This window comes from Streptomyces sp. NPDC005492, assembly GCF_040605995.1.
Classification (GTDB): Bacteria; Actinomycetota; Actinomycetes; order Streptomycetales; family Streptomycetaceae; genus Streptomyces.
In genome coordinates, this window is record NZ_JBEXDX010000045.1 from 22,050 (window position 1) to 40,979 (window position 18,930).

Genomic DNA, 18,930 nt, shown 5'->3' on the forward strand with positions numbered 1-18,930 from the left:
CCGCGCCCGGACACCGAAGCGCAGGAGCCTAATGGGCAGGTGGTGATGCACGCCACGCATTTTCCGGGCAAGTGCGTGCCGATCGGCGGGAACGGAACGCATGGTGCGAGAGTCTTCGTCTGGGGGCGCAGAAGCGCACAAGGCCGTACACGAACGTACGAGGTTGTACGCGACCGTACGACGCGAAACAGGAGTCCGTGCACCACATGAGCGACCAGCCGCAGCCGCAGCAGCCCGAGCAGGGCTGGGCACCGAGAGAGCCGGAAGCGGCCGCCCCACCCGAGGCGCCCGGCGGCAAGAAGCCCAAGCGGCCGGGGCGCACCGGCTGGCGCCGGGCCGTCCCGACCTGGCGCATGACGCTCGCCGGGGTGGTCACCCTGGTGGCGCTGCTGATCGGCGGGTTCTACCTCGGCTACTCGATGGTCAAGATCCCGCCCGCCAACGCGCTCGCGATCAAGCAGTCGAACGTGTACCTGTACGCCGACGGCACCCAACTCGCCCGCGACGGCGAGGTCAACCGCGAGAACGTCGGCCTCGACCAGGTGTCCGCGGACGCGCAGCACGCCGTACTGGCCGCCGAGGACCGGGACTTCTTCTCCGAGTCCGCCGTCGACCCGAAGGCGATGATCCGCGCCGCGTGGAACACCGCCACCGGCAAGGGCACCCAGTCCGGCTCCACGATCACCCAGCAGTACGTCAAGAACTACTACCTGGGCCAGGAACAGACCGTCACCCGCAAGGTGAAGGAGTTCTTCATCTCGATCAAGCTGGATCGCACGGAGCCCAAGTCCGAGATCCTGTCGGGCTATCTCAACACCAGCTACTTCGGCCGCAACGCCTACGGCATCCAGGCCGCCGCCCAGGCCTACTACGGCAAGGACGCGACCGACCTCGACGCCGCCCGCGGCGCCTACCTCGCCGCGCTGCTGAACGCGCCGAGCGAGTACGACGTCGTGGCGCACCCGGAGAACAAGGCCGCCGCGGTGGCCCGTTGGAACTACGTCCTCGACGGCATGGTCAAGAAGCACTGGCTCACCCAGGCCGAGCGCACCGGCATGAAGTTCCCGATGCCGAAGGAGGCCACGGCCTCAACGAGCATGTCCGGGCAGCGCGGTTACATCGTCAGCGCCATCAAGGACTACCTCGCCACCAACAAGATCATCGACGCGGACACCCTCGAAGCCGGCGGCTACCGCATCACCACCACCCTCCAGAAGAGCAAGCAGGACGCCTTCGTGAAGGCGGTCAACGACCAGGTGATGTCCAAGCTCGACAAGAAGAACCGCAAGGTCGACAACTACGTGCGCGCGGGCGGTGCTTCGGTCGACCCCAAGACCGGCCGGATCGTCGCGATGTACGGCGGCATCGACTACGTGAAGCAGTACACGAACGGCGCCACCCGCGGCGACTTCCAAGTCGGCTCCACCTTCAAGCCGTTCGTCCTCACCTCCGCGATCCAGAACGGCTCGCAGACCCAGGACGGCCAGACCATCACCCCCAACACCTACTACGACGGCACCGACAAGCGCCCCGTGGAAGGCTGGAGCGGCGGCTCGTACGCCCCCGAGAACGAGGACGGCGTCTCCTACGGCGACATCACCGTCCGTACGGCGACCGACAAGTCCGTCAACTCGGTGTACGCGCAGATGGCGGTGGACGTCGGCCCAGCGAAGATCAAGCAGACCGCGATCGGCCTCGGCATCCCCGCCGACACCCCCGACCTGACCGCCACCCCGTCCATCGCGCTCGGCCCGTCCACCGCGAGCGTCCTCGACATGGCGGAGGCCTACGCCACCCTCGCCAACCACGGTGAGCGGCACACGTACACCCTGATCTCGAAGGTCACCAAGGACGGCACGGACGACATCAAGCTGCCGGCCCAGAAGACCACGAGGGCCGTCAGCCGCGAGGCCGCCGACACCACGACCAACGTCCTGGAGAGCGTCGTCGACAACGGCACGGCGACCGCCGCGCAGGGCGCCGACCGCCCGGCGGCCGGCAAGACCGGCACGGCCGAGAAGGACACGGCGGCCTGGTTCGCGGGCTACACCCCCGACCTCGCCACCGTCGTCTCCGTCATGGGCCAGAACCCGACCACCGCCGCCCACGAGCCGCTCTACGGCGCGATGGGCCTCGAACGTGTCAACGGCGGCGGCGCGCCCGCCGAGATCTGGGCCCAGTTCACCAAGGCCGCCCTCAAGGGCACCGCGGCGCACGACTTCGACCTCCAGCTCCAGGACGGCGCCGAGACGGTAGCGCCCCCGAGCCTCACCCCCTCCCAGCCGTCGGCCACGAACGGCCAGGACAACGGCGGTACGACCACCACCGGCGGCCAGGGCGACCAGGGCCAGGCCCAGGGCGGCACGACGGACGGCGGTACGACCGACGGCGGGACGACGACCACCGACGGCGGCACCACGACGACCGGCGGCACGACGGGCACCACGACCACGGGCGGCACCACGACCGACGGCGGCACGACCACCACGGGCGGCACGACGGGCACCACCACGGACGGCACGACGACGGGCGGCGGCACGACGGGGACCACGACGGACGGCACCACCGGCGGCACGACGACGGGCGGGACGACGGCCGGGCCGCAGAGCACGGCCCGAAAGAAGGAGTGACCGGCGGAGGAGAAAACGGAAGGGGCCGGTGACTGTCGTCACCGGCCCCTTCCGGGTTGCTACTACAGATACAGGCCGGTCGAGTCCTCGGACCCCTCGAACCGGTCCGCGGCCACCGCGTGCAGATCACGCTCACGCATGAGGACGTAGGCGATCCCCCGCACCTCGACCTCGGCACGGTCCTCGGGGTCGTAGAGAACCCGGTCGCCGGGCTCCACCGTCCGCACGTTCTGCCCCACCGCCACGACATCCGCCCAGGCCAGCCGGCGCCCCACGGCAGCCGTCGCCGGAATCAGGATCCCGCCACCCGAACGCCGCTCGCCCTCGCTCTTGTCCTGCCGCACGAGCACACGGTCGTGCAGCATCCGGATGGGCAGCTTGTCGTGCTGGGTGCTCTGCTCGTCTCTCTTGGCGCTCACGCCACGAACCTACCTGCCTTGGACCTGTCCGTACGCGGTCGGGCTCATGACTTCAGTGCTTACGGCGCCGGGAGCCCAGGAAGATCAGCCCCACGACCCCGACGGCGACGAGAGCGACCGGCACGATCCGCTCCACCCTCGGCGCGCCCTCCTCGTCCACGAACTGACCCTTGACGTCACTCACGACCCGGTTGACACCGACGTACGCCCTGCCGAGGGTGTGATCGATGTTGGAGGCGATCTTGGCCTTCGCGTCGCCCACGATGGTCTTCGGGTGCACCCGCACCCCGATCTCGTCGAGCGTGTCGGCCAGGACATCGCGGCGACGCTTGATGTCCGCCTCGATCTGCGCCGGGGTTCTGGTGTCCGGCGTGTTCGACGTGTCCGTCACCGTACGGCCTCCGAAGTCTGCTGGTACTTGTGCCGGACAGTCTGTCAGCTCTTGGGCGGAGTGCACTGTCAGGACCCCCGGTTACGCTAGCGCGATGAGTGAACGACTCCAGCCCGGGGACGTTGCCCCCGCCTTCACGCTCCCCGACGCCGACGGCAACGAGGTGTCCCTCGCCGACCACAAGGGCCGCAAGGTCATCGTCTACTTCTACCCGGCGGCCCTGACCCCCGGCTGCACCAAGCAGGCCTGCGACTTCACGGACAACCTGGAGGTGCTCGCGGGCGCCGGCTACGACGTCATCGGGATCTCCCCCGACCAGCCGGAGAAGCTCGCCAAGTTCCGCGAGAAGGAGAACCTCAAGGTCACCCTCCTCGCAGACGCCGACAAGCAGGTCCTCGACGCGTACGCGGCCTTCGGCGAGAAGAAGAACTACGGCAAGACCTATATGGGCGTGATCCGCTCCACGATCATCGTGGACGAGTCCGGCAAGGTCGAACACGCGCTGTACAACGTGCGGGCGACGGGCCATGTGGCGAAGATCATCAAGGACCTGGGCATCTAGCAGCCTCCGTAGCGGAACGAGATCCACACATCGGGAGGCAGGTCGGCCCGCCCCGGCACCGGCCTGCGCTCCTCGCTCCACTCCCCCGGAGCAAGCGCCTCCCCCACCCGCCGCCAGAACCGCACGGCCCCCGGATTGGCGTCCTGAAAAGCGACCTCCCAGTCCCCCGGATACCGCCGCACGACCTCCCGGACGGCCCCCAGCCCGACCCCGGCCCGCCGCACCCCGCGCACGACGAAGAAGCTGTTGAGCACGCGAGTGGGCCCGCTGAGCCCCCGCACGAACGCGAACCCGACGGGCCGCTCCCCGCTCGTGAAGAGATACGGCGCCCAGTCACCCGAGCCTCCGAAGGCGGCGTCCACACGCTCGCTGCGGAATGTGCCGTCGGGGTTGGGCAGTTGAGGTTTCCCACCCGTCTCGAACTCGGACAGGTCATGCCGGAACATCAACCAGAGACGTTCGACGGTGGGGCGGTCGGCGGGGGTGGCCGGTCGTATGTGCACTGCCATGAATGAGGTCATGAAAAAAGCCTCCCGGTCGGACAAGACTCCGGCTCCGAGAGGCTCGCTGTGTGATCAGCAGCATATCGACTCGGCGTGACCGGCCGCCAGGCGGTTCGTTTTTCCGTGCGAGGCCACGAACTGGTGGTCGAGATCGGAGGGGAACATGGCTGCCAGGTACACCCGTCAGTTACTGGAAGAGGCGGCTCATCGCACCAAGCACATCGATGACGCGGTTCGATGGTGCGGAGGCGATCCCACTCCTGGCAGCAGGCGTTACCTACGCCGGAAGATGACGGAGGCGGATGTCGACATCTCCCACTTCACGACGAACCAGGTTCGCCACACCGAAGAACGGCTACGGGCGGCCGTGGCGACGTCGACCAGCATCAAGGACGTCGTACGTCACCTCGGGATCAGCCAGGTCGGCGGCAATCAGACCCACATCGGTCGCCGTATCGCCGCTCTCGGAATCGACACGAGCCACTTCACGGCCGTACGACGAGCGCGCCCCAAAGGTTCGCTCGGAGGCACTCTCTCGCTCCGGTCCGCGGCGGACGGCAGAGTGCCGGGAAACCGGCTGCGCCGCGCGCTGCTGAACGCCGGGGTCGAGGAACGCTGCACGATGTGCGGCACAGGCCCGGAGCGGAACGGTCTGCCGCTCAGGCTTGAGGTGGACCACATCAACGGCGACTGGTGGGACAACCGCCAGGAGAACCTCCGGTTGCTGTGCCCCAACTGCCATGCGGTGACGGACACTTACCGGGGTCGCGGGCGAAGGGTCCGGGGATGAGTTCCCCGAGGTACACGAACGACCTGCTCGCCCGTACCGCAGCCGTCTCCACGAGCCTGGTCGACCTGATGCGCAGACTGGACGCTCCTATGGGCAGCGCTCCGCGCAACTACCTGCGCGGCAGACTCGCCCACTACGGGATCGACACCTCGCATTTCGTCGACGAGCCGATACCCGAACGAGAGCGGCGAAGTTACTCGAAAGAGCTTCTGCAGGAGGCCGCGGCCTGTTCGTCCAGCATCCGCGAGATGGTGCAGTACATGGGCCTCGATCCGCGCGACAGCCCGTACGGCCATATCCGCAGGAAACTGGACCGGTTCGGGATCGACACCTCGCACTTCACCAGCGGCCGTGGATACGGCCCGGGAATCCTGCCCCGCGACCGACTCGCGCCCGCCATAGCGTCCTCCCAGAGCATTGCGGGTGTCCTGAAGGCGCTCGGCATCGTCGACAATGGAGCGGCGCGGGAGCGACTCAAGCGAAGCGTGGCGGCCCACGACCTGTCGACCAGTCATTTCGTCGGCCAGGGGCACCGCCGTGGCGTTCCCGGCAAGGACCGCAAGTCCGCGTCCCAGATCCTGGTGAGACTGGAGGCGGGTTCCTTCCGCACCAAGACGGTGCGACTGCGCCGGGCACTCGACGACCTCGGCGTCCCGCACCTCTGCGAGGTCTGCGGTGTCGGGGATGTATGGCAGGGCAGGCGGCTCGTCCTGGAGATCGACCACATCAACGGGGACCGGCTGGACAACCGGAGAGAGAACCTGCGGTACCTGTGCCCGTCCTGCCACAGTCAGACGAAGAACTTCTCGAATCGATCTCCGCGTACGCCCTCGTAGCGGCGCACAGTAGAGTTGGTGGCGCTGCGGGCCCGTACCCCAGCAGGCTAGAGGGCGCCGGTTTAGGTCCGGTGTGTCGTGGGTTCGAGTCCCACCGGGCCCACCACGAAGGGCGCGCCACCGGCGACGGAACGCGCCCTCCGTCGTCTCACCCCAACAACTCCCGAACCACCGGCACCAACCCCCGAAACGCCTTCCCCCGATGGCTGATCGCGTTCTTCTCCTCCGCCGTGAGTTCCGCGCAGGTTCGGGTGTCGCCGTCCGGCTGCAGGATCGGGTCGTAGCCGAAGCCGTTCGTGCCCACGGGGGTGTGCCTCAGGATGCCTCGCAATTGGCCCTCGACCACGCGTTCCGTGCCGTCCGGGAGGGCGAGGGCTGCCGCGCAGGCGAAGTGGGCTCCCCTGTGCTCCTCCGCGATGTCCGACAACTGGGCCAGCAGCAGGTCGAGGTTGGCCTTGTCGTCGCCGTGGGTGCCGGACCAGCGGGCGGAGAAGATGCCGGGGGCGCCGTTGAGGACGTCGACGCAGAGGCCCGAGTCGTCGGCGACCGCCGGGAGGCCTGTTGCGCGGGCCAGGGCGTGGGCCTTCAGCAGGGCGTTCTCGGCGAAGGTGATGCCTGTTTCCTTGACGTCGGGGATGTCGGGGTAGGACTCCGCGCCGACGAGTTCGTGGGGCAGGCCGGCGTCGGCGAGGATCGACCTCAGTTCGGTGATTTTCCCGGCGTTGCGGGTGGCGAGGATCAGGCGTGTCATGGCGTCCAGTATTCCAACGTCCGCCCCGCTCCTACGACGTGCAGACCTTCGTCAGTTCGCCCGCCGCGTCGGTGACGGGGCTGATGTCGGGGGTGTTGTCGCCGTTCTTGACGGCCGTACGGACGTTGTCGACGGCTTGACGGAGGTCGTCCACGGCCTTGTTCACGTCGGCGTTGTCGGTCTTGTCGCCGATCTTGTCGAGGTCCTTCTCGATGGAGTTGAGGGACTGGTCGGTCTGGGTGGGGTCGTTGGCCGCGTTCTCCACGGCCTGTTGGAGGCCGGTGACGCTGTCGGCGATGGTGTCGGCGGTCTGGACGCAGTCGATGGCCTTGTCCACGGCGTCGCAGCCGGTGGCGAGTCCGGCCGTGAGGCCGATCACCGCCATGGTGGCGGCTGCGATACGGCGACGGTGACGGCGTCGGCTTGCGCTGGCCATGGTTCGGTTCCTCCCCGTGGGGGTGGGCTTCCGCGGCCACTCCCCGTTTCCGTTCCGTATGCGTAAGGACGCGGGTGCGGGCCGCCGGGTTGCCCCCGCGACCCGCTCCTCTTTGTACGTCCTTTACTTGGCCCGCCCAGCGTCCTACTTCTCCAGCGCCGCCTCAAGTGCCTTTCGCTGTACGGCGGTCAGCTCGCCGCAGCCGGCGACGGCGAGGTCGAGGAGTGCGTTCAGTTCGTCGCGGGCGAAGGGTTCGGCCTCGGCGGTGCCCTGGACCTCGACGAAGCGGCCGTCGCCGGTGCAGACGACGTTCATGTCGGTCTCGGCGCGGACGTCCTCCTCGTAGCAGAGGTCGAGGAGGGGGACTCCGCCGACGATGCCGACCGAGACGGCCGAGACCGTTCCGGTGAGCGGCTGGCGACCGGCCTTGATCAGCTTCTTGCCCTGGGCCCACGCCACGGCGTCCGCCAGCGCGACATAGGCGCCGGTGATGGCCGCGGTGCGGGTGCCGCCGTCGGCCTGGAGGACGTCGCAGTCGAGGACGATGGTGTTCTCGCCGAGAGCCTTGTAGTCGATGACCGCGCGGAGCGAGCGGCCGATGAGGCGGCTGATCTCGTGGGTGCGGCCGCCGATCTTGCCGCGTACGGATTCGCGGTCGCCGCGGGTGTTGGTGGCGCGGGGCAGCATGGAGTACTCCGCGGTGACCCAGCCCTCGCCGCTGCCCTTGCGCCAGCGGGGGACGCCTTCGGTGACGGAGGCGGTGCAGAAGACCTTGGTGTCGCCGAAGGAAACGAGGACGGAGCCCTCGGCGTGCTTGCTCCAGCCGCGTTCGATGGTGACGGGGCGGAGCTGTTCGGGGGTTCGGCCGTCGATGCGAGACATGGCGAAGAGCCTAGTCGTAGACGGCGAAGGGGCTCCTCCCGCGGTGGGAGGAGCCCCTCAGAAGTGGACCGCAGAAGTGGACCTCAGAAGTGAACTGCGGTGTTCACATCATGTCTTCGATGTCCGCCGCGATCGGGTCGGCGTCCGTGCCGATGACGACCTGGATGGCGGTGCCCATCTTGACGACGCCGTGGGCGCCGGCGGCCTTCAGGGCGGCCTCGTCGACCTTGGAGGGGTCGTGGACCTCCGTGCGGAGGCGGGTGATGCAGCCCTCGACCTCTTCGATGTTGTCGATGCCGCCCAGCCCGGCAACGATCTTCTCAGCCTTGGTGGCCATGTCGTTTCTCCCTGAAGTCCCTGATATGAACCGCTTTGTCGCAGTAACCCACAGTTGGCCCAGCTTCGCGAGCGGTCATGTCCCACGTGTCGAATGATGTTGAGTGATCGCGTCACCAACTGGTCTACACCACATTACCGAGGGGCGTCCATGAGTGCCGACAGTGCCGCCGCCGGTCCCGGGCGCTTCTCCTGGAACAAGGTGTTCCAGGGACTGCAGAAGATGGGCCGCAGTCTCCAACTCCCCATCGCCGTACTGCCGGCCGCCGGCATCCTCAACCGGCTCGGCCAGCCGGACGTGTTCGGGGACGACGGGCTGGGGTGGACCAATGTCTCCAAGGTGATGGCGGGTGCGGGCGGCGCGCTGCTCGACGGGCAGCTCGGGCTGCCGCTGCTGTTCTGTGTGGGTGTCGCGATCGGGATGGCGAAGAAGTCGGACGGGTCGACGGCGCTGGCCGCGCTCACCGGTTTCCTCGTCTACTACAACGTGTTGCGCCAGTTCCCCAAGGACTGCACGGGCGGCACGACCGCGGTGCCCGGGATCGGGTGCCAGGCCGCCGATCACTCGGTGTCGGCGTTCACGTACCAGAACCCCGGGGTGTTCGGCGGGATCGTGCTGGGGCTGTTGGCGGCGTTCTTCTGGGCGCGGTTCCACCGGACGAAGCTGGTGGACTGGCTCGGCTTCTTCAACGGGCGGCGGCTGGTGCCGATCATCATGGCGTTCGTGGCGATCGCGGTCGCGGCGGTGTGTCTGTGGATCTGGCCGCCGATCGGCAGCGGGCTCGAGCACTTCAGCAACTGGCTGAGCGACCGGGGTGCGTTGGGTGCCGGGGTGTTCGGTCTGGCCAACCGGGCGCTGCTGGTCGTAGGGCTGCATCAGTTCCTGAACGTGCCCATCTGGTTCCAGTTCGGCAGCTACACCAAGCCGGACGGGACGGTGGTGCACGGTGACATCAACATGTTCCTGGCGGGCGACCCGAACGCGGGGCAGTTCACCTCGGGCTTCTTCCCGATCATGATGTTCGCGCTGCCTGCGGCGGCGCTCGCGATCGCACACTGCGCGAAGCCGAGCCGTCGTAAGGAGGTCGGCGGTCTGATGCTCTCGGTGGCGCTGACCTCTTTCGTCACGGGTATCACCGAGCCCATCGAGTACTCGTTCCTGTTCATCGCTCCCCTCCTCTACGCGGTGCACGCGGTGCTGACCGGGGTGTCGATGGCGGTGACCTGGGGGCTCGGGGTGCATGACGGGTTCAGCTTCTCGGCGGGTCTGATCGACTACGCGATCAACTGGAACCTGGCGACGAAACCGTGGGCGATCATTCCGATCGGGCTGTGCTTCGCGGCGGTGTACTACGTCGTCTTCCGCTTCGCCATCACGAAGTTCGATCTGAAGACTCCGGGGCGGGAGCCGGAGGAGGAGCACGAGGACGTCACAAAAGCCTGACAGCACTGGGGAGTTGGGCCCTCGGACCACTGGTCCGGGGGCCCTTTGGTGTGCCGGTCGACGTATGCGCGGCCATGTACGGGGCGTAGCGCTGCGGTTGCAGGATTCGCGGGTTCCTTTATGCGGACTTCATCTGCTACAACAGGTCTACACCACTGAGTGGTGTAGACCACCACCCGATGGAGGAAGTCTATGAGCACCGCCACCGCGCCAACGGCGGCCCCCACAAAGAAGTGGGGATCCGGCCTGTTCCAGGGCCTGCAGAAGATCGGCCGCAGCCTACAGCTTCCGATCGCTGTGCTTCCGGCGGCGGGCCTGCTGCTCCGGCTCGGTCAGGCCGACATCCACGACAAGCTGAACCTGCCGGACAAGGTGACGGCGGTCTTCGCCACCGCCGGTGGCGCGATCTTCGACAACCTGCCGCTGCTGTTCTGTATAGGTGTCGCGATCGGCTTCGCCAAGAAGGCCGACGGCTCCACCGCCCTCGCGGCGCTTGTCGGCTTCCTCGTCTACAGCAATGTGCTCAAGGCGTTCCCGGTCACCGACGCGAAGATCATGAAGGGCGCGGACGTAGCCGCGACCTACAACAACCCCGGTGTCCTCGGCGGCATCATCATGGGTCTGCTCTCCGCGGTGCTGTGGCAGAAGTTCCACCGGACCAAGCTGGTCGACTGGCTCGGCTTCTTCAACGGCCGCCGTCTGGTGCCGATCATCATGGCCTTCGTCGGCACGCTCATGGGTGTCTTCTTCGGCCTGGTCTGGAAGCCGATCGGCGAGGGCATCTCGAACTTCGGCGAGTGGATCACCGGTCTCGGTGCCTTCGGTGCCGGTCTGTTCGGTCTGATCAACCGTGGGCTGCTCCCGGTCGGCATGCACCAGTTCGTCAACTCCGTGGCCTGGTTCCAGATCGGCGACTTCAAGGACGCCAGCGGCGCCGTCGTGCACGGCGACCTGACCCGCTTCTTCGCCCATGACCCGACCGCCGGTCAGTTCATGTCGGGCTTCTTCCCCATCATGATGTTCGGCCTCCCGGCCGCCGCACTCGCCATGGCGCACACCGCCCGTCCCGAGCGCCGCAAGGCCGTGACCGGCATGATGCTCTCGCTCGCGCTCACCTCCTTCGTGACCGGTGTGACCGAGCCGATCGAGTTCTCGTTCATGTTCATCGCGCCGCTGCTGTACGCGATCCACGCGGTGCTGACCGCCCTGTCGATGGCGATCACCTGGTCGCTCGGCGTCCACGCGGGCTTCACCTTCTCCGCCGGCTTCATCGACTACGCGCTCAACTGGAACCTCGCCACCAAGCCGTGGCTGATCATCCCGATCGGTCTGGTCTTCGGCGCGATCTACTACTTCGTCTTCCGCTTCGCGATCATCAAGTGGAACCTCCCCACCCCGGGCCGCGAGCCCGACGAGGAGGTCGAGGACCTCACCAAGGCGTGATCCTCGTACGGCGATGACGAAGGCCCCGGCACCGAAAAGGTGCCGGGGCCTTCGCATGTCACGTACGTACGGCTAGATCTCGTACGCCGCCCTCGGCGCCGCCAGCTCCACCGGCCCCGCGAAGAACTCTCGCGCGTCGGCCAGGTTGGCCTGGGGGTCGGTCCACGGGGGGATGTGGGTCAGGACCAGGCGCCTGACGCCCGCTCGGGTCGCCGTCTCGCCCGCCTCGCGGCCGTTGAGGTGGAGGTCGGGGATGTTCTCCTTGCCGTGGGTGAACGCGGCCTCACAGAGGAACAGGTCGGTGTCCCGGGCGAGTTCGTCGAGGGACTCGCTGACGCCCGTGTCGCCGGAGTAGGTGAGGGACCGGCCGCCGTGCTCGACGCGGATGCCGTACGCCTCCACGGGGTGGCGGACCCGCTCGGTGTGCACGGTGAAAGGGCCGATGTCGAACGTGGACGGCTTCACCGTGTGGAAGTCGAAGACCTCGCTCATGGAGGAGGCGGTGGGGGTGTCGGCGTAGGCCGTGGTGAGGCGGTGCTCGGTGCCCTCGGGGCCGTAGACCGGGATGGGGTCGCAGCGGCCGCCGTCGTGACGGTAGTAGCGCGCGACGAAGTACGCGCACATGTCGATGCAGTGGTCGGCGTGCAGATGGCTGAGGAAGATCGCGTCGAGGTCGTAGAGACCGCAGTGGCGCTGCAGCTCGCCCAGGGCGCCGTTGCCCATGTCGAGGAGCAGCCGGAAGCCGTCGGCCTCTACGAGGTAGCTCGAACAGGCCGATTCCGCGGACGGGAACGACCCCGAGCAGCCGACGACGGTGAGCTTCATAAAGCAGAAACCTCCGCTGGCGGGTTACTTCTGGAGTTGGGTGACGGGGGTCGTGCGGTCCGTCGAGCGTAAGGCGCAAAAGGGCCGGTCGCTCCTCCGCCAAGGGCTGTTGTGGGGGAACTCACCCGTGGTGTCACCGGTTCGGCTGGAACCGGGGCGCGTGGGGTCTGCGAGAGGGCGCGCGGCTGGGATTGCGCGCCGGTACCGTCGTCCGCATGGACAGGTTCTGGTGGCTCGCGCTCGCGGTGGTGATGTTGCTGGCGCTGATCGCCACGCTCGTCGACGGGTGGGGGCGAGGGCGCCGGCCGGCCCGGAAGGTACGGGGGGACCGGCCGCGGGCCGCCGAGATCTGGTGGGCGAACGTGCCCTTCGAGGACCGGCCGGGGGTGGCGAAGGACCGGCCGTGTCTGGTGCTCGCCGTGCGGCGGCGGACGGCGACGGTCGCGAAGATCACCAGCAAGTACCACGACGAGCGCGGCGGGGTGATCGCGCTGCCCCCTGGCTCGGTGGGTGACGCGCGGGGCCGGGCGAGCTACCTGGAGACGGCCGAGCTGCGCTCGGTGCCGGTCGCCGCGTTCCGCCGGCGGGTGGGTGTCGCGGACCCGGTCCTGTGGGACCAGGTCCGGCACCTCACCCGCTGAGTCACGCCCAGAGCTGACCCTGCAAGGTCTTGATCGCTTCCTCTGTCGTCGCCGCCGTGTATACGCCCGTCGACAGGTACTTCCAGCCGCCGTCGGCCACGACGAACGCGATGTCCGCGCTCTCCCCCGCCGCTACGGCCTTCTTGCCCACGCCGATCGCCGCGTGCAGGGCCGCGCCGGTGGAGACGCCGGCGAAGATGCCCTCCTGCTGGAGGAGTTCGCGGGTGCGGGTGACCGCGTCGGCCGAGCCGACCGAGAAGCGGGTGGTGAGGACAGAGGCGTCGTACAACTCGGGGACGAAGCCCTCGTCGAGGTTGCGGAGGCCGTAGACCAGGTCGTCGTAGCGCGGTTCGGCGGCGACGATCTTGACGTCCGGCTTCTGCTCGCGGAGGTAGCGGCCTACGCCCATCAGGGTGCCGGTGGTGCCGAGGCCCGCGACGAAGTGGGTGATCGAGGGGAGGTCGGCGAGGATCTCCGGACCGGTGGTGGCGTAGTGGGCGCCCGCGTTGTCCGGGTTGCCGTACTGGTAGAGCATCACCCAGTCGGGGTGCTCGGCGGAGAGCTCCTTGGCCACGCGCACGGCCGTGTTGGAGCCGCCCGCCGCGGGGCTGGGGATGATCTCCGCGCCCCACATGCCGAGCAGTTCACGGCGTTCCTGCGAGGTGTTCTCGGGCATCACGCAGACCATGCGGTAGCCCTTGAGCTTCGCCGCCATGGCCAGGGAGATGCCGGTGTTGCCCGAGGTCGGCTCCAGGATGGTGCAGCCGGGGGTGAGCCGGCCGTCCTTCTCCGCCTGTTCGATCATGTGCAGGGCCGGGCGGTCCTTGACCGAGCCGGTCGGGTTGCGGTCCTCCAGCTTGGCCCAGATGCGGACGTCGGTGGACGGCGAGAGCCGCGGCAGGCGCACCAGAGGGGTGTTGCCCACCGCGGCCAGCGGGGAGTCGTAACGCATCGACGATCAGGCCATACCGCCGGCGACGGCCGGCAGGATCGTGACGTTGTCGCCGTCGGTCAGCTTGGTGTTGATGCCGTCGAGGAAGCGGACGTCCTCGTCGTTCAGGTACACGTTGACGAAGCGGCGCAGCTCGCCGCCGTCCACGATGCGGGCCTGGATGCCCGCGTGCCGGGTTTCGAGGTCGGCGAAGAGCGCGGCGAGGTTCTCACCGGCACCCTCGACGGCCTTCTCGCCGCCGGTGTAGGTGCGGAGGATGGTGGGGATGCGGACCTCGATGGCCATGGCAAGGGGCTCCTGTCGGAAAGCGGGAGGGGTCGTCTGGTGTCGGTGGGCACACGTCTGCTTGCCGCGGCGCACGGGCCGTACGGCGACAGCGCGCTGTCAACAGATGGCGCTGTTCAGCCTGCACAGGTCGACGTGCAGCCGCGCCACGAGCAGCATGCCCGGCGCCTTGTCGCTCACGTCGAGAAGAACCATGGGCTCATCGTATCGATTCCCTGTCCGGTCCTCGGTAGGTGATCTCACACTTCGGACCGATTTCATCCGCAGTACGAGATCAGGTCGGGATGAGGTCGGGATCAGTACGCCTCCACCACCTTGACCTCCTCCTCCGTGACCTCGCCCTCGACGATCCGGTACGAGCGGAACTGGAAGGGGCCTGCCTCGTCCGTGTCCGCGGTGGAGACGAGGACGTAGTGGGCGCCGGGCTCGTTGGCGTAGGCGAGGTCGGTGCGGGAGGGGTAGGCCTCGGTCGCGGTGTGGGAGTGGTAGATGATCACCGGCTCCTCGTCGCGGTCGTCCATCTCGCGGTAGAGCTTCAGCAGGTCCTGCGAGTCGAACTCGTAGAACGTGGGCGAGCGGGCCGCGTTCAGCATCGGGATGAAGCGCTCGGGGCGGCCCTCCCCCACCGGGCCCGCGACGACCCCGCACGCCTCGTCGGGGTGGTCCGCGCGCGCGTGGGCGACGATCTGGTCGAAGAGGGCCTGGGTGATGGTCAGCGTCGGCATGGTCGTCAGGATAAGCAGAAGGGCCGCGCCGTACCGAGTGGTGGTACGGGGCGGCCCATATGCCGGGACCGGTCGGTCAGAGGGCCTTCTCGAACTCCGGTTCGCGGCGCTCGGTGACCTGCGGGTTGCGGGACTTCAGGACCAGCCAGCCGATCCACAGGGCGAAGGCCCAGCCGGCCATGACGTAGAGGCAGACGCGGGAGTCGGCGTCGTAGGCGATGAGACCGGTGACGAAGAGCAGGAAGGCGATGGCCACGTAGGAGCACTTCGCGCCGCCCGGGGCCGGGAAGGACGAGGCCGGGAGGCGGCCCGCGTCGACCGCGCGGCGGTAGAGGACGTGGCTGACCAGGATCATCAGCCAGGTCCAGATGCCGGCGGCGGTGGCCACCGAGGTGACGTAGCCGAAGGCCTTCTCGGGGACGACGTAGTTGAGGACCACGCCGATGCCCATGAAGGCGACGGAGATCGTGATGCCGAGGGCCGGGGTCTTCGAGGCGGAAAGGCGGCTGAAGGCCTTCGGGGCCTCGCCGTTGTCGGCCAGGGTGCGCAGCATGCGGCCGGTCGAGTACATGCCGGAGTTGCAGGAGGAGAGGGCCGCGGTGAGGACCACGAAGTTGACGATGCCGGCGCCCGCCGGGATGCCGATCTTGGCGAAGGCCTCGACGAACGGGCTGACGCCCGGGGCGAATTCGGTCCACTTGACGACGCAGAGGATGACGCTGAGGGCGCCGACGTAGAAGAGGGCGATGCGCCAGGGCAGGGTGTTGATCGCCTTGGGGAGGGTCTTCTCGGGGTCCTCGGACTCGCCTGCGGTGACGCCGACCAGCTCGACGGCGAGGTAGGCGAACATCACGCCCTGGAGGGTCATCAGGGAGGAGCCGATGCCCTTGGGGAAGAAGCCGTCGAACTGCCAGAGGTTGGCGACGGAGGCGGTGTCACCGGCCGAGCTGAAACCGAAGGTGAGCACGCCGAGGCCGATGACGATCATGCCGATGAGGGCGGTGATCTTGACCATCGAGAACCAGAACTCGATCTCGCCGAACAGCTTCACCGAGATCAGGTTGGCCACGAAGAGCACCACGAGGAAGACCAGGGCGGTGGTCCACTGCGGGACCGACGGGAACCAGTAGTGGACGTAGATGGCGGCGGCCGTGAGTTCGGCCATGCCGGTGACCACCCACATCAACCAGTACGTCCAGGCGGTGAAGTAGCCGAAGAACGGGCCGAGGAACTCCCGGGAGTACTCGGCGAAGGAGCCGGAGACCGGGCGGTACAGGAGCAGTTCGCCCAATGCCCTCATGATGAAGAAGATGATCACGCCGGCGAGGGCGTACATGAGGATGAGACTGGGGCCGGCCTTGGCGATGTTCGCCCCGGCTCCCAGGAAGAGGCCGACGCCGACGGCGCCGCCGATCGCGATCATCTGGACCTGGCGGCTGCCGAGCCCGCGCTCGTACCCCTCTTCGGGGGTCTTGTCCGTCTCTTCGACCTGAGCGGAGGTCATGTGTGATGTGCCTTTCGCCGAATCCCCCCGTGTGCGGTCGTGAAGATCTATCACGGTCACTTCGGCGATCGACTTGGGCATTTGTGGCGCAGACCACAGGTAGAAGCGGACAAAGCGCGGCCGGGATCGGCATAACCGGCCGTCGCGGTGACGTGATCGTTATCCGGATTTGAGCGTCCGCTGAGCAAACAGGGAGGCCCCGCCCGTCACGGCGTCAGCGTGGCGACGAGGGTCTCCTGGAGGCCGCCCAGCCAGAGGTACGCCATCACCATCGGCTTGCGCGGGTCCTCGTCCGGGAGCCGGTAGAGGTCGTCCGTGTCGTCCTCGTCGGTGATGTCGAGGCGTGAACCGATCGCCAGGCGCAGGTCGTTGAGCGAGCCGAGCCACTGCCGGGACTCGTCGGGGGTCAGCTTGAGGACCGCGCCGCCGTCGCCGCTGGGGGTCAGCGAGTCCAGGGTGCGGACCACCGCGAGGGCGTTCTCGCGCTTGCCGGCCCTGAGGTCGTTCTCGGTGAAGCGGCGGAACTCGGCGGAGTGCGCCAGCTTCTCCTCGGCGTCCTGCGGGGAGTCGGGGGCCTGCTCCGGGTCGGTGTAGGCGTCCGGGAACAGCCGCCTGAGCACGGGGTCGGCGGGCGGTTCGCTCGGGCCCTCGGCGAAGAGTTCGGCGAGCGGGTCGCCGGGGGCGTCCTCGCCCGGGCCGGGGCCGATCAGCTCCAGGAGCTGGACGGCCAGCGACCGGATGATGGAGATCTCGACGTCGTCGAGGGCGACGGCGGCACCGCCGCCGCGGAGCGGTTCGAAGTGTCCTGGCATCGGGATGTGTCGCTACTTCCGGTCCTGCTGGAGGGTGGCCCACAGACCGTAGCCGTGCATGGCCTGCACGTCGCGTTCCATCTCCTCGCGGCTTCCGCTGGAGACGACCGCGCGGCCCTTGTGGTGGACGTCCTTCATGAGCTTGGTGGCCTTGTCCTTGGAGTAGCCGAAGTACGTCTGGAAGACGTACGTCACATAGCTCATCAGGTTGACCGGGTCGTTGTGCACGATCGTGACCCAGGGGACGTCGGGCTCGGGTACGGCGAAGACCTCCTCCGCCGACTCGGTGCGTTCGATCTCCAGGGGTGCGGGTGACGTCACATCGCCCATGCTGCCACCAGAAGGGGGTCCCCGCACAAACGGACCCCACAAATCGTCAGAGTGACGAGATGGGAGTACCATCCGTTGCCATGAACACAGCGGACCTTGGGCTGCCGGTGGACGTTCCCTCGACGGCGCTCTTCACCGACCACTACGAGCTGACGATGCTGCAGGCCGCCCTCAAAGCGGGGACGGCCGACCGGCGTTCGGTCTTCGAGTGCTTCACCCGACGACTGCCCGAGGGCCGCCGCTACGGCGTCGTCGCAGGCACCGGACGCGTCCTGGACGCCGTGGAGAACTTCCGGTTCGACGCGGACGTCCTCGGCTTCCTGCGGGAGCGGAACGTCGTCAACGAGGAGACCCTGGAGTGGCTCGCCTCCTACCGCTTCAGCGGTGACGTCTGGGGCTACCCGGAGGGCGAGGTGTACTTCCCGGGGTCGCCGATCATCCGGGTAGAGGGGTCGTTCGCCGAGTGCGTGCTGCTGGAGACCGTGATCCTCTCCATCCTCAACCACGACTCCGCGATCGCCGCCGCCGCCTCCCGCATGGCCTCCGCCGCCGGTGACCGCCCGCTGATCGAGATGGGCGCCCGCCGCACCCACGAACTCGCCGCCGTCGCCGCCTCGCGCGCCGCCTACGTCGGCGGTTTCGCCACCACCTCCGACCTCGCGGCCGGCTTCCGCTACGGCATCCCCACCGTCGGCACCTCCGCGCACGCCTTCACCCTGCTCCACGACACCGAACGCGACGCGTTCCAGGCCCAGGTGGACTCGCTGGGCCGGAACACCACCCTGCTCGTCGACACCTACGACGTCACCGAGGCGGTCCGTACGGCGGTCGAGGTCGCGGGGCCCGAACTGGGCGCCGTCCGCATCGACTCCGGCGATCTGCTGCTGGTGGCGTACCGGGTGCGGCAGCAGTTGGACGAGCTGGGCGCCGTCAACACGAAGATCATCGTGACCTCCGACCTGGACGAGTACGCCATCGCCTCGCTGGCGGCGGCGCCCGTGGACGCGTACGGCGTCGGCACCCAGCTCGTGACCGGCTCCGGGCACCCGACCTGCTCGATGGTCTACAAGCTGGTCGCCCGCGCCGAGTCCGCCGACCCGAAGGCACCGCTGGTGCCGGTCGCGAAGAAGTCCCTGGGCGGCAAGACCTCGATCGGCGGCCGCAAGTGGGCCGCGCGGCGGCTGGATGCCGACGGGACCGCGGAGGCCGAGGTGGTCGGCACCGGGCCGGTCCCCGCCGAACTGGCCGACCGGCAGCTCCTGGTGGAGCTGGTCAAGGGCGGCGAGGTCGTCGCCCGTGAACCGCTGGACGTCGTACGGGACCGGCACGCGGCGGCGCGGGCCAACCTGCCGTTGTCGGCGACCCAACTGTCGCGCGGGGAGGCCGTCATCCCCACGGAGTACGTGCAGGGGCGTCCGGGTAGCTAAGACAGA

At 68.2% G+C, this 18,930-nt stretch carries 23 protein-coding genes and 1 tRNA gene; 9 read left to right on the forward strand and 15 right to left on the reverse strand.

Annotated features, from left to right (window positions below):
* Positions 1–206: 206 nt before the first annotated feature.
* Positions 207–2,630, forward strand: a complete 2,424-nt coding sequence (locus ABZT04_RS37520; RefSeq protein WP_356062787.1) for a transglycosylase domain-containing protein — start codon at positions 207–209, stop codon at positions 2,628–2,630.
* Between the two features lie 62 nt (positions 2,631–2,692).
* On the opposite strand, the gene ABZT04_RS37525 is transcribed toward ABZT04_RS37520, so the two are convergent.
* Together ABZT04_RS37525 and ABZT04_RS37530 are read right to left on the reverse strand one after the other, a co-directional pair.
* Positions 2,693–3,049, reverse strand: a complete 357-nt coding sequence (locus ABZT04_RS37525; protein ID WP_026178110.1) for a co-chaperone GroES — start codon at positions 3,047–3,049, stop codon at positions 2,693–2,695.
* 52 nt (positions 3,050–3,101) lie between these two features.
* Positions 3,102–3,440 carry a DUF3618 domain-containing protein gene (locus tag ABZT04_RS37530; RefSeq protein ID WP_356062790.1) on the reverse strand — a complete coding sequence of 113 codons (339 nt, stop codon included), beginning with the start codon at positions 3,438–3,440 and terminating at the stop codon, positions 3,102–3,104.
* 94 nt (positions 3,441–3,534) lie between these two features.
* Here ABZT04_RS37530 and bcp point away from each other — a divergent pair, with 94 nt between their 5' ends.
* Positions 3,535–4,002 carry a thioredoxin-dependent thiol peroxidase gene (gene bcp / locus ABZT04_RS37535; protein ID WP_356062792.1) on the forward strand — a complete coding sequence of 156 codons (468 nt, stop codon included), beginning with the start codon at positions 3,535–3,537 and terminating at the stop codon, positions 4,000–4,002.
* Here the strand turns inward: bcp and ABZT04_RS37540 are convergent.
* Positions 3,999–4,523, reverse strand: a complete 525-nt coding sequence (locus ABZT04_RS37540) for a GNAT family N-acetyltransferase (protein WP_356062794.1) — start codon at positions 4,521–4,523, stop codon at positions 3,999–4,001. The genes bcp and ABZT04_RS37540 overlap by 4 nt on opposite strands.
* Before the next feature lie 145 nt (positions 4,524–4,668).
* Here ABZT04_RS37540 and ABZT04_RS37545 point away from each other — a divergent pair, with 145 nt between their 5' ends.
* The 3 genes from ABZT04_RS37545 (at position 4,669) to ABZT04_RS37555 (ending at position 6,237) form a co-directional block, all read left to right on the forward strand.
* The gene (locus ABZT04_RS37545; protein WP_356062797.1) at positions 4,669–5,295 is read left to right on the forward strand and encodes an HNH endonuclease signature motif containing protein; all 627 of its coding nucleotides are present in this window, start codon (positions 4,669–4,671) and stop codon (positions 5,293–5,295) included.
* Positions 5,292–6,131: an HNH endonuclease signature motif containing protein gene (locus ABZT04_RS37550; RefSeq protein WP_356062800.1), complete on the forward strand. Its 840-nt coding sequence runs from the start codon at positions 5,292–5,294 to the stop codon at positions 6,129–6,131. Before ABZT04_RS37545 ends, ABZT04_RS37550 begins: the two co-directional genes overlap by 4 nt.
* A 28-nt stretch (positions 6,132–6,159) precedes the next feature.
* Positions 6,160–6,237, forward strand: a tRNA-Leu gene (locus tag ABZT04_RS37555).
* A gap of 42 nt (positions 6,238–6,279) precedes the next feature.
* Here the strand turns inward: ABZT04_RS37555 and rdgB are convergent.
* The 4 genes from rdgB to ABZT04_RS37575 form a co-directional block, all read right to left on the reverse strand.
* Positions 6,280–6,882, reverse strand: a complete 603-nt coding sequence (gene rdgB / locus ABZT04_RS37560) for an RdgB/HAM1 family non-canonical purine NTP pyrophosphatase (protein ID WP_356062803.1) — start codon at positions 6,880–6,882, stop codon at positions 6,280–6,282.
* A gap of 31 nt (positions 6,883–6,913) precedes the next feature.
* Positions 6,914–7,318, reverse strand: a complete 405-nt coding sequence (locus ABZT04_RS37565; protein ID WP_356062805.1) for a hypothetical protein — start codon at positions 7,316–7,318, stop codon at positions 6,914–6,916.
* A 144-nt stretch (positions 7,319–7,462) separates the two neighbouring features.
* Positions 7,463–8,200, reverse strand: coding sequence for a ribonuclease PH (gene rph / locus ABZT04_RS37570; RefSeq protein ID WP_356062808.1), 738 nt, complete (start codon positions 8,198–8,200; stop codon positions 7,463–7,465).
* A gap of 103 nt (positions 8,201–8,303) precedes the next feature.
* A complete protein-coding gene (locus ABZT04_RS37575; protein ID WP_043679504.1) occupies positions 8,304–8,537 on the reverse strand; it encodes a PTS glucose/sucrose transporter subunit IIB in 234 nt (77 codons plus the stop codon).
* A 150-nt stretch (positions 8,538–8,687) separates the two neighbouring features.
* Between ABZT04_RS37575 and ABZT04_RS37580 the strand changes: the two genes are divergently transcribed.
* A complete protein-coding gene (locus ABZT04_RS37580; protein ID WP_356062811.1) occupies positions 8,688–9,980 on the forward strand; it encodes a PTS transporter subunit EIIC in 1,293 nt (430 codons plus the stop codon).
* Between the two features lie 192 nt (positions 9,981–10,172).
* On the forward strand, positions 10,173–11,423 hold the full coding sequence (locus tag ABZT04_RS37585; protein WP_356062814.1) for a PTS transporter subunit EIIC: 1,251 nt from the start codon (positions 10,173–10,175) through the stop codon (positions 11,421–11,423).
* Between the two features lie 72 nt (positions 11,424–11,495).
* On the opposite strand, the gene ABZT04_RS37590 is transcribed toward ABZT04_RS37585, so the two are convergent.
* Positions 11,496–12,248 carry an MBL fold metallo-hydrolase gene (locus ABZT04_RS37590; protein WP_356062817.1) on the reverse strand — a complete coding sequence of 251 codons (753 nt, stop codon included), beginning with the start codon at positions 12,246–12,248 and terminating at the stop codon, positions 11,496–11,498.
* Between the two features lie 215 nt (positions 12,249–12,463).
* On the opposite strand from ABZT04_RS37590, the gene ABZT04_RS37595 reads away from it, so the two are divergent.
* Complete coding sequence (locus tag ABZT04_RS37595) at positions 12,464–12,889, forward strand: type II toxin-antitoxin system PemK/MazF family toxin (protein WP_356062820.1); 426 nt, start codon at positions 12,464–12,466, stop codon at positions 12,887–12,889.
* A 1-nt stretch (position 12,890) separates the two neighbouring features.
* On the opposite strand, the gene ABZT04_RS37600 is transcribed toward ABZT04_RS37595, so the two are convergent.
* The 7 genes from ABZT04_RS37600 to clpS form a co-directional block, all read right to left on the reverse strand.
* Positions 12,891–13,841 carry a cysteine synthase gene (locus ABZT04_RS37600; protein WP_356062823.1) on the reverse strand — a complete coding sequence of 317 codons (951 nt, stop codon included), beginning with the start codon at positions 13,839–13,841 and terminating at the stop codon, positions 12,891–12,893.
* Positions 13,842–13,847: 6 nt separating this feature from the next.
* A complete protein-coding gene (locus ABZT04_RS37605; RefSeq protein ID WP_355913282.1) occupies positions 13,848–14,126 on the reverse strand; it encodes a MoaD/ThiS family protein in 279 nt (92 codons plus the stop codon).
* A gap of 99 nt (positions 14,127–14,225) precedes the next feature.
* Positions 14,226–14,321, reverse strand: a complete 96-nt coding sequence (locus ABZT04_RS37610) for a putative leader peptide (protein ID WP_317774922.1) — start codon at positions 14,319–14,321, stop codon at positions 14,226–14,228.
* A 101-nt stretch (positions 14,322–14,422) separates the two neighbouring features.
* A complete protein-coding gene (locus tag ABZT04_RS37615; protein WP_356062826.1) occupies positions 14,423–14,851 on the reverse strand; it encodes a M67 family metallopeptidase in 429 nt (142 codons plus the stop codon).
* Between the two features lie 76 nt (positions 14,852–14,927).
* Positions 14,928–16,355 carry an amino acid permease gene (locus tag ABZT04_RS37620; protein ID WP_356062829.1) on the reverse strand — a complete coding sequence of 476 codons (1,428 nt, stop codon included), beginning with the start codon at positions 16,353–16,355 and terminating at the stop codon, positions 14,928–14,930.
* Positions 16,356–16,561: 206 nt separating this feature from the next.
* Positions 16,562–17,167: a DUF2017 domain-containing protein gene (locus ABZT04_RS37625; protein ID WP_356062832.1), complete on the reverse strand. Its 606-nt coding sequence runs from the start codon at positions 17,165–17,167 to the stop codon at positions 16,562–16,564.
* A gap of 12 nt (positions 17,168–17,179) precedes the next feature.
* On the reverse strand, positions 17,180–17,497 hold the full coding sequence (gene clpS, locus ABZT04_RS37630; protein WP_355913267.1) for an ATP-dependent Clp protease adapter ClpS: 318 nt from the start codon (positions 17,495–17,497) through the stop codon (positions 17,180–17,182).
* An 80-nt stretch (positions 17,498–17,577) separates the two neighbouring features.
* On the opposite strand from clpS, the gene ABZT04_RS37635 reads away from it, so the two are divergent.
* Positions 17,578–18,924 (forward strand): nicotinate phosphoribosyltransferase, encoded by a 1,347-nt coding sequence (locus ABZT04_RS37635; RefSeq protein ID WP_356062835.1) that lies wholly within the window; start codon positions 17,578–17,580, stop codon positions 18,922–18,924.
* Positions 18,925–18,930 lie beyond the last annotated feature (6 nt).

Excerpts from the sequence above, each read along its gene's own strand:
- ABZT04_RS37520 (WP_356062787.1), top strand. The coding sequence starts at position 207 with ATGAGCGACCAGCCGCAGCCGCAGCAGCCCGAGCAGGGCTGGGCACCG.
- bcp (WP_356062792.1), top strand. The coding sequence starts at position 3,535 with ATGAGTGAACGACTCCAGCCCGGGGACGTTGCCCCCGCCTTCACGCTC.
- ABZT04_RS37540 (WP_356062794.1), bottom strand. The coding sequence starts at position 4,523 with ATGACCTCATTCATGGCAGTGCACATACGACCGGCCACCCCCGCCGAC.
- ABZT04_RS37545 (WP_356062797.1), top strand. The coding sequence starts at position 4,669 with ATGGCTGCCAGGTACACCCGTCAGTTACTGGAAGAGGCGGCTCATCGC.
- ABZT04_RS37550 (WP_356062800.1), top strand. The coding sequence starts at position 5,292 with ATGAGTTCCCCGAGGTACACGAACGACCTGCTCGCCCGTACCGCAGCC.
- rdgB (WP_356062803.1), bottom strand. The coding sequence starts at position 6,882 with ATGACACGCCTGATCCTCGCCACCCGCAACGCCGGGAAAATCACCGAA.
- ABZT04_RS37565 (WP_356062805.1), bottom strand. The coding sequence starts at position 7,318 with ATGGCCAGCGCAAGCCGACGCCGTCACCGTCGCCGTATCGCAGCCGCC.
- rph (WP_356062808.1), bottom strand. The coding sequence starts at position 8,200 with ATGTCTCGCATCGACGGCCGAACCCCCGAACAGCTCCGCCCCGTCACC.
- ABZT04_RS37575 (WP_043679504.1), bottom strand. The coding sequence starts at position 8,537 with ATGGCCACCAAGGCTGAGAAGATCGTTGCCGGGCTGGGCGGCATCGAC.
- ABZT04_RS37580 (WP_356062811.1), top strand. The coding sequence starts at position 8,688 with ATGAGTGCCGACAGTGCCGCCGCCGGTCCCGGGCGCTTCTCCTGGAAC.
- ABZT04_RS37585 (WP_356062814.1), top strand. The coding sequence starts at position 10,173 with ATGAGCACCGCCACCGCGCCAACGGCGGCCCCCACAAAGAAGTGGGGA.
- ABZT04_RS37590 (WP_356062817.1), bottom strand. The coding sequence starts at position 12,248 with ATGAAGCTCACCGTCGTCGGCTGCTCGGGGTCGTTCCCGTCCGCGGAA.
- ABZT04_RS37595 (WP_356062820.1), top strand. The coding sequence starts at position 12,464 with ATGGACAGGTTCTGGTGGCTCGCGCTCGCGGTGGTGATGTTGCTGGCG.
- ABZT04_RS37600 (WP_356062823.1), bottom strand. The coding sequence starts at position 13,841 with ATGCGTTACGACTCCCCGCTGGCCGCGGTGGGCAACACCCCTCTGGTG.
- ABZT04_RS37605 (WP_355913282.1), bottom strand. The coding sequence starts at position 14,126 with ATGGCCATCGAGGTCCGCATCCCCACCATCCTCCGCACCTACACCGGC.
- ABZT04_RS37610 (WP_317774922.1), bottom strand. The coding sequence starts at position 14,321 with ATGGTTCTTCTCGACGTGAGCGACAAGGCGCCGGGCATGCTGCTCGTG.
- ABZT04_RS37615 (WP_356062826.1), bottom strand. The coding sequence starts at position 14,851 with ATGCCGACGCTGACCATCACCCAGGCCCTCTTCGACCAGATCGTCGCC.
- ABZT04_RS37620 (WP_356062829.1), bottom strand. The coding sequence starts at position 16,355 with ATGACCTCCGCTCAGGTCGAAGAGACGGACAAGACCCCCGAAGAGGGG.
- ABZT04_RS37625 (WP_356062832.1), bottom strand. The coding sequence starts at position 17,167 with ATGCCAGGACACTTCGAACCGCTCCGCGGCGGCGGTGCCGCCGTCGCC.
- clpS (WP_355913267.1), bottom strand. The coding sequence starts at position 17,497 with ATGGGCGATGTGACGTCACCCGCACCCCTGGAGATCGAACGCACCGAG.
- ABZT04_RS37635 (WP_356062835.1), top strand. The coding sequence starts at position 17,578 with ATGAACACAGCGGACCTTGGGCTGCCGGTGGACGTTCCCTCGACGGCG.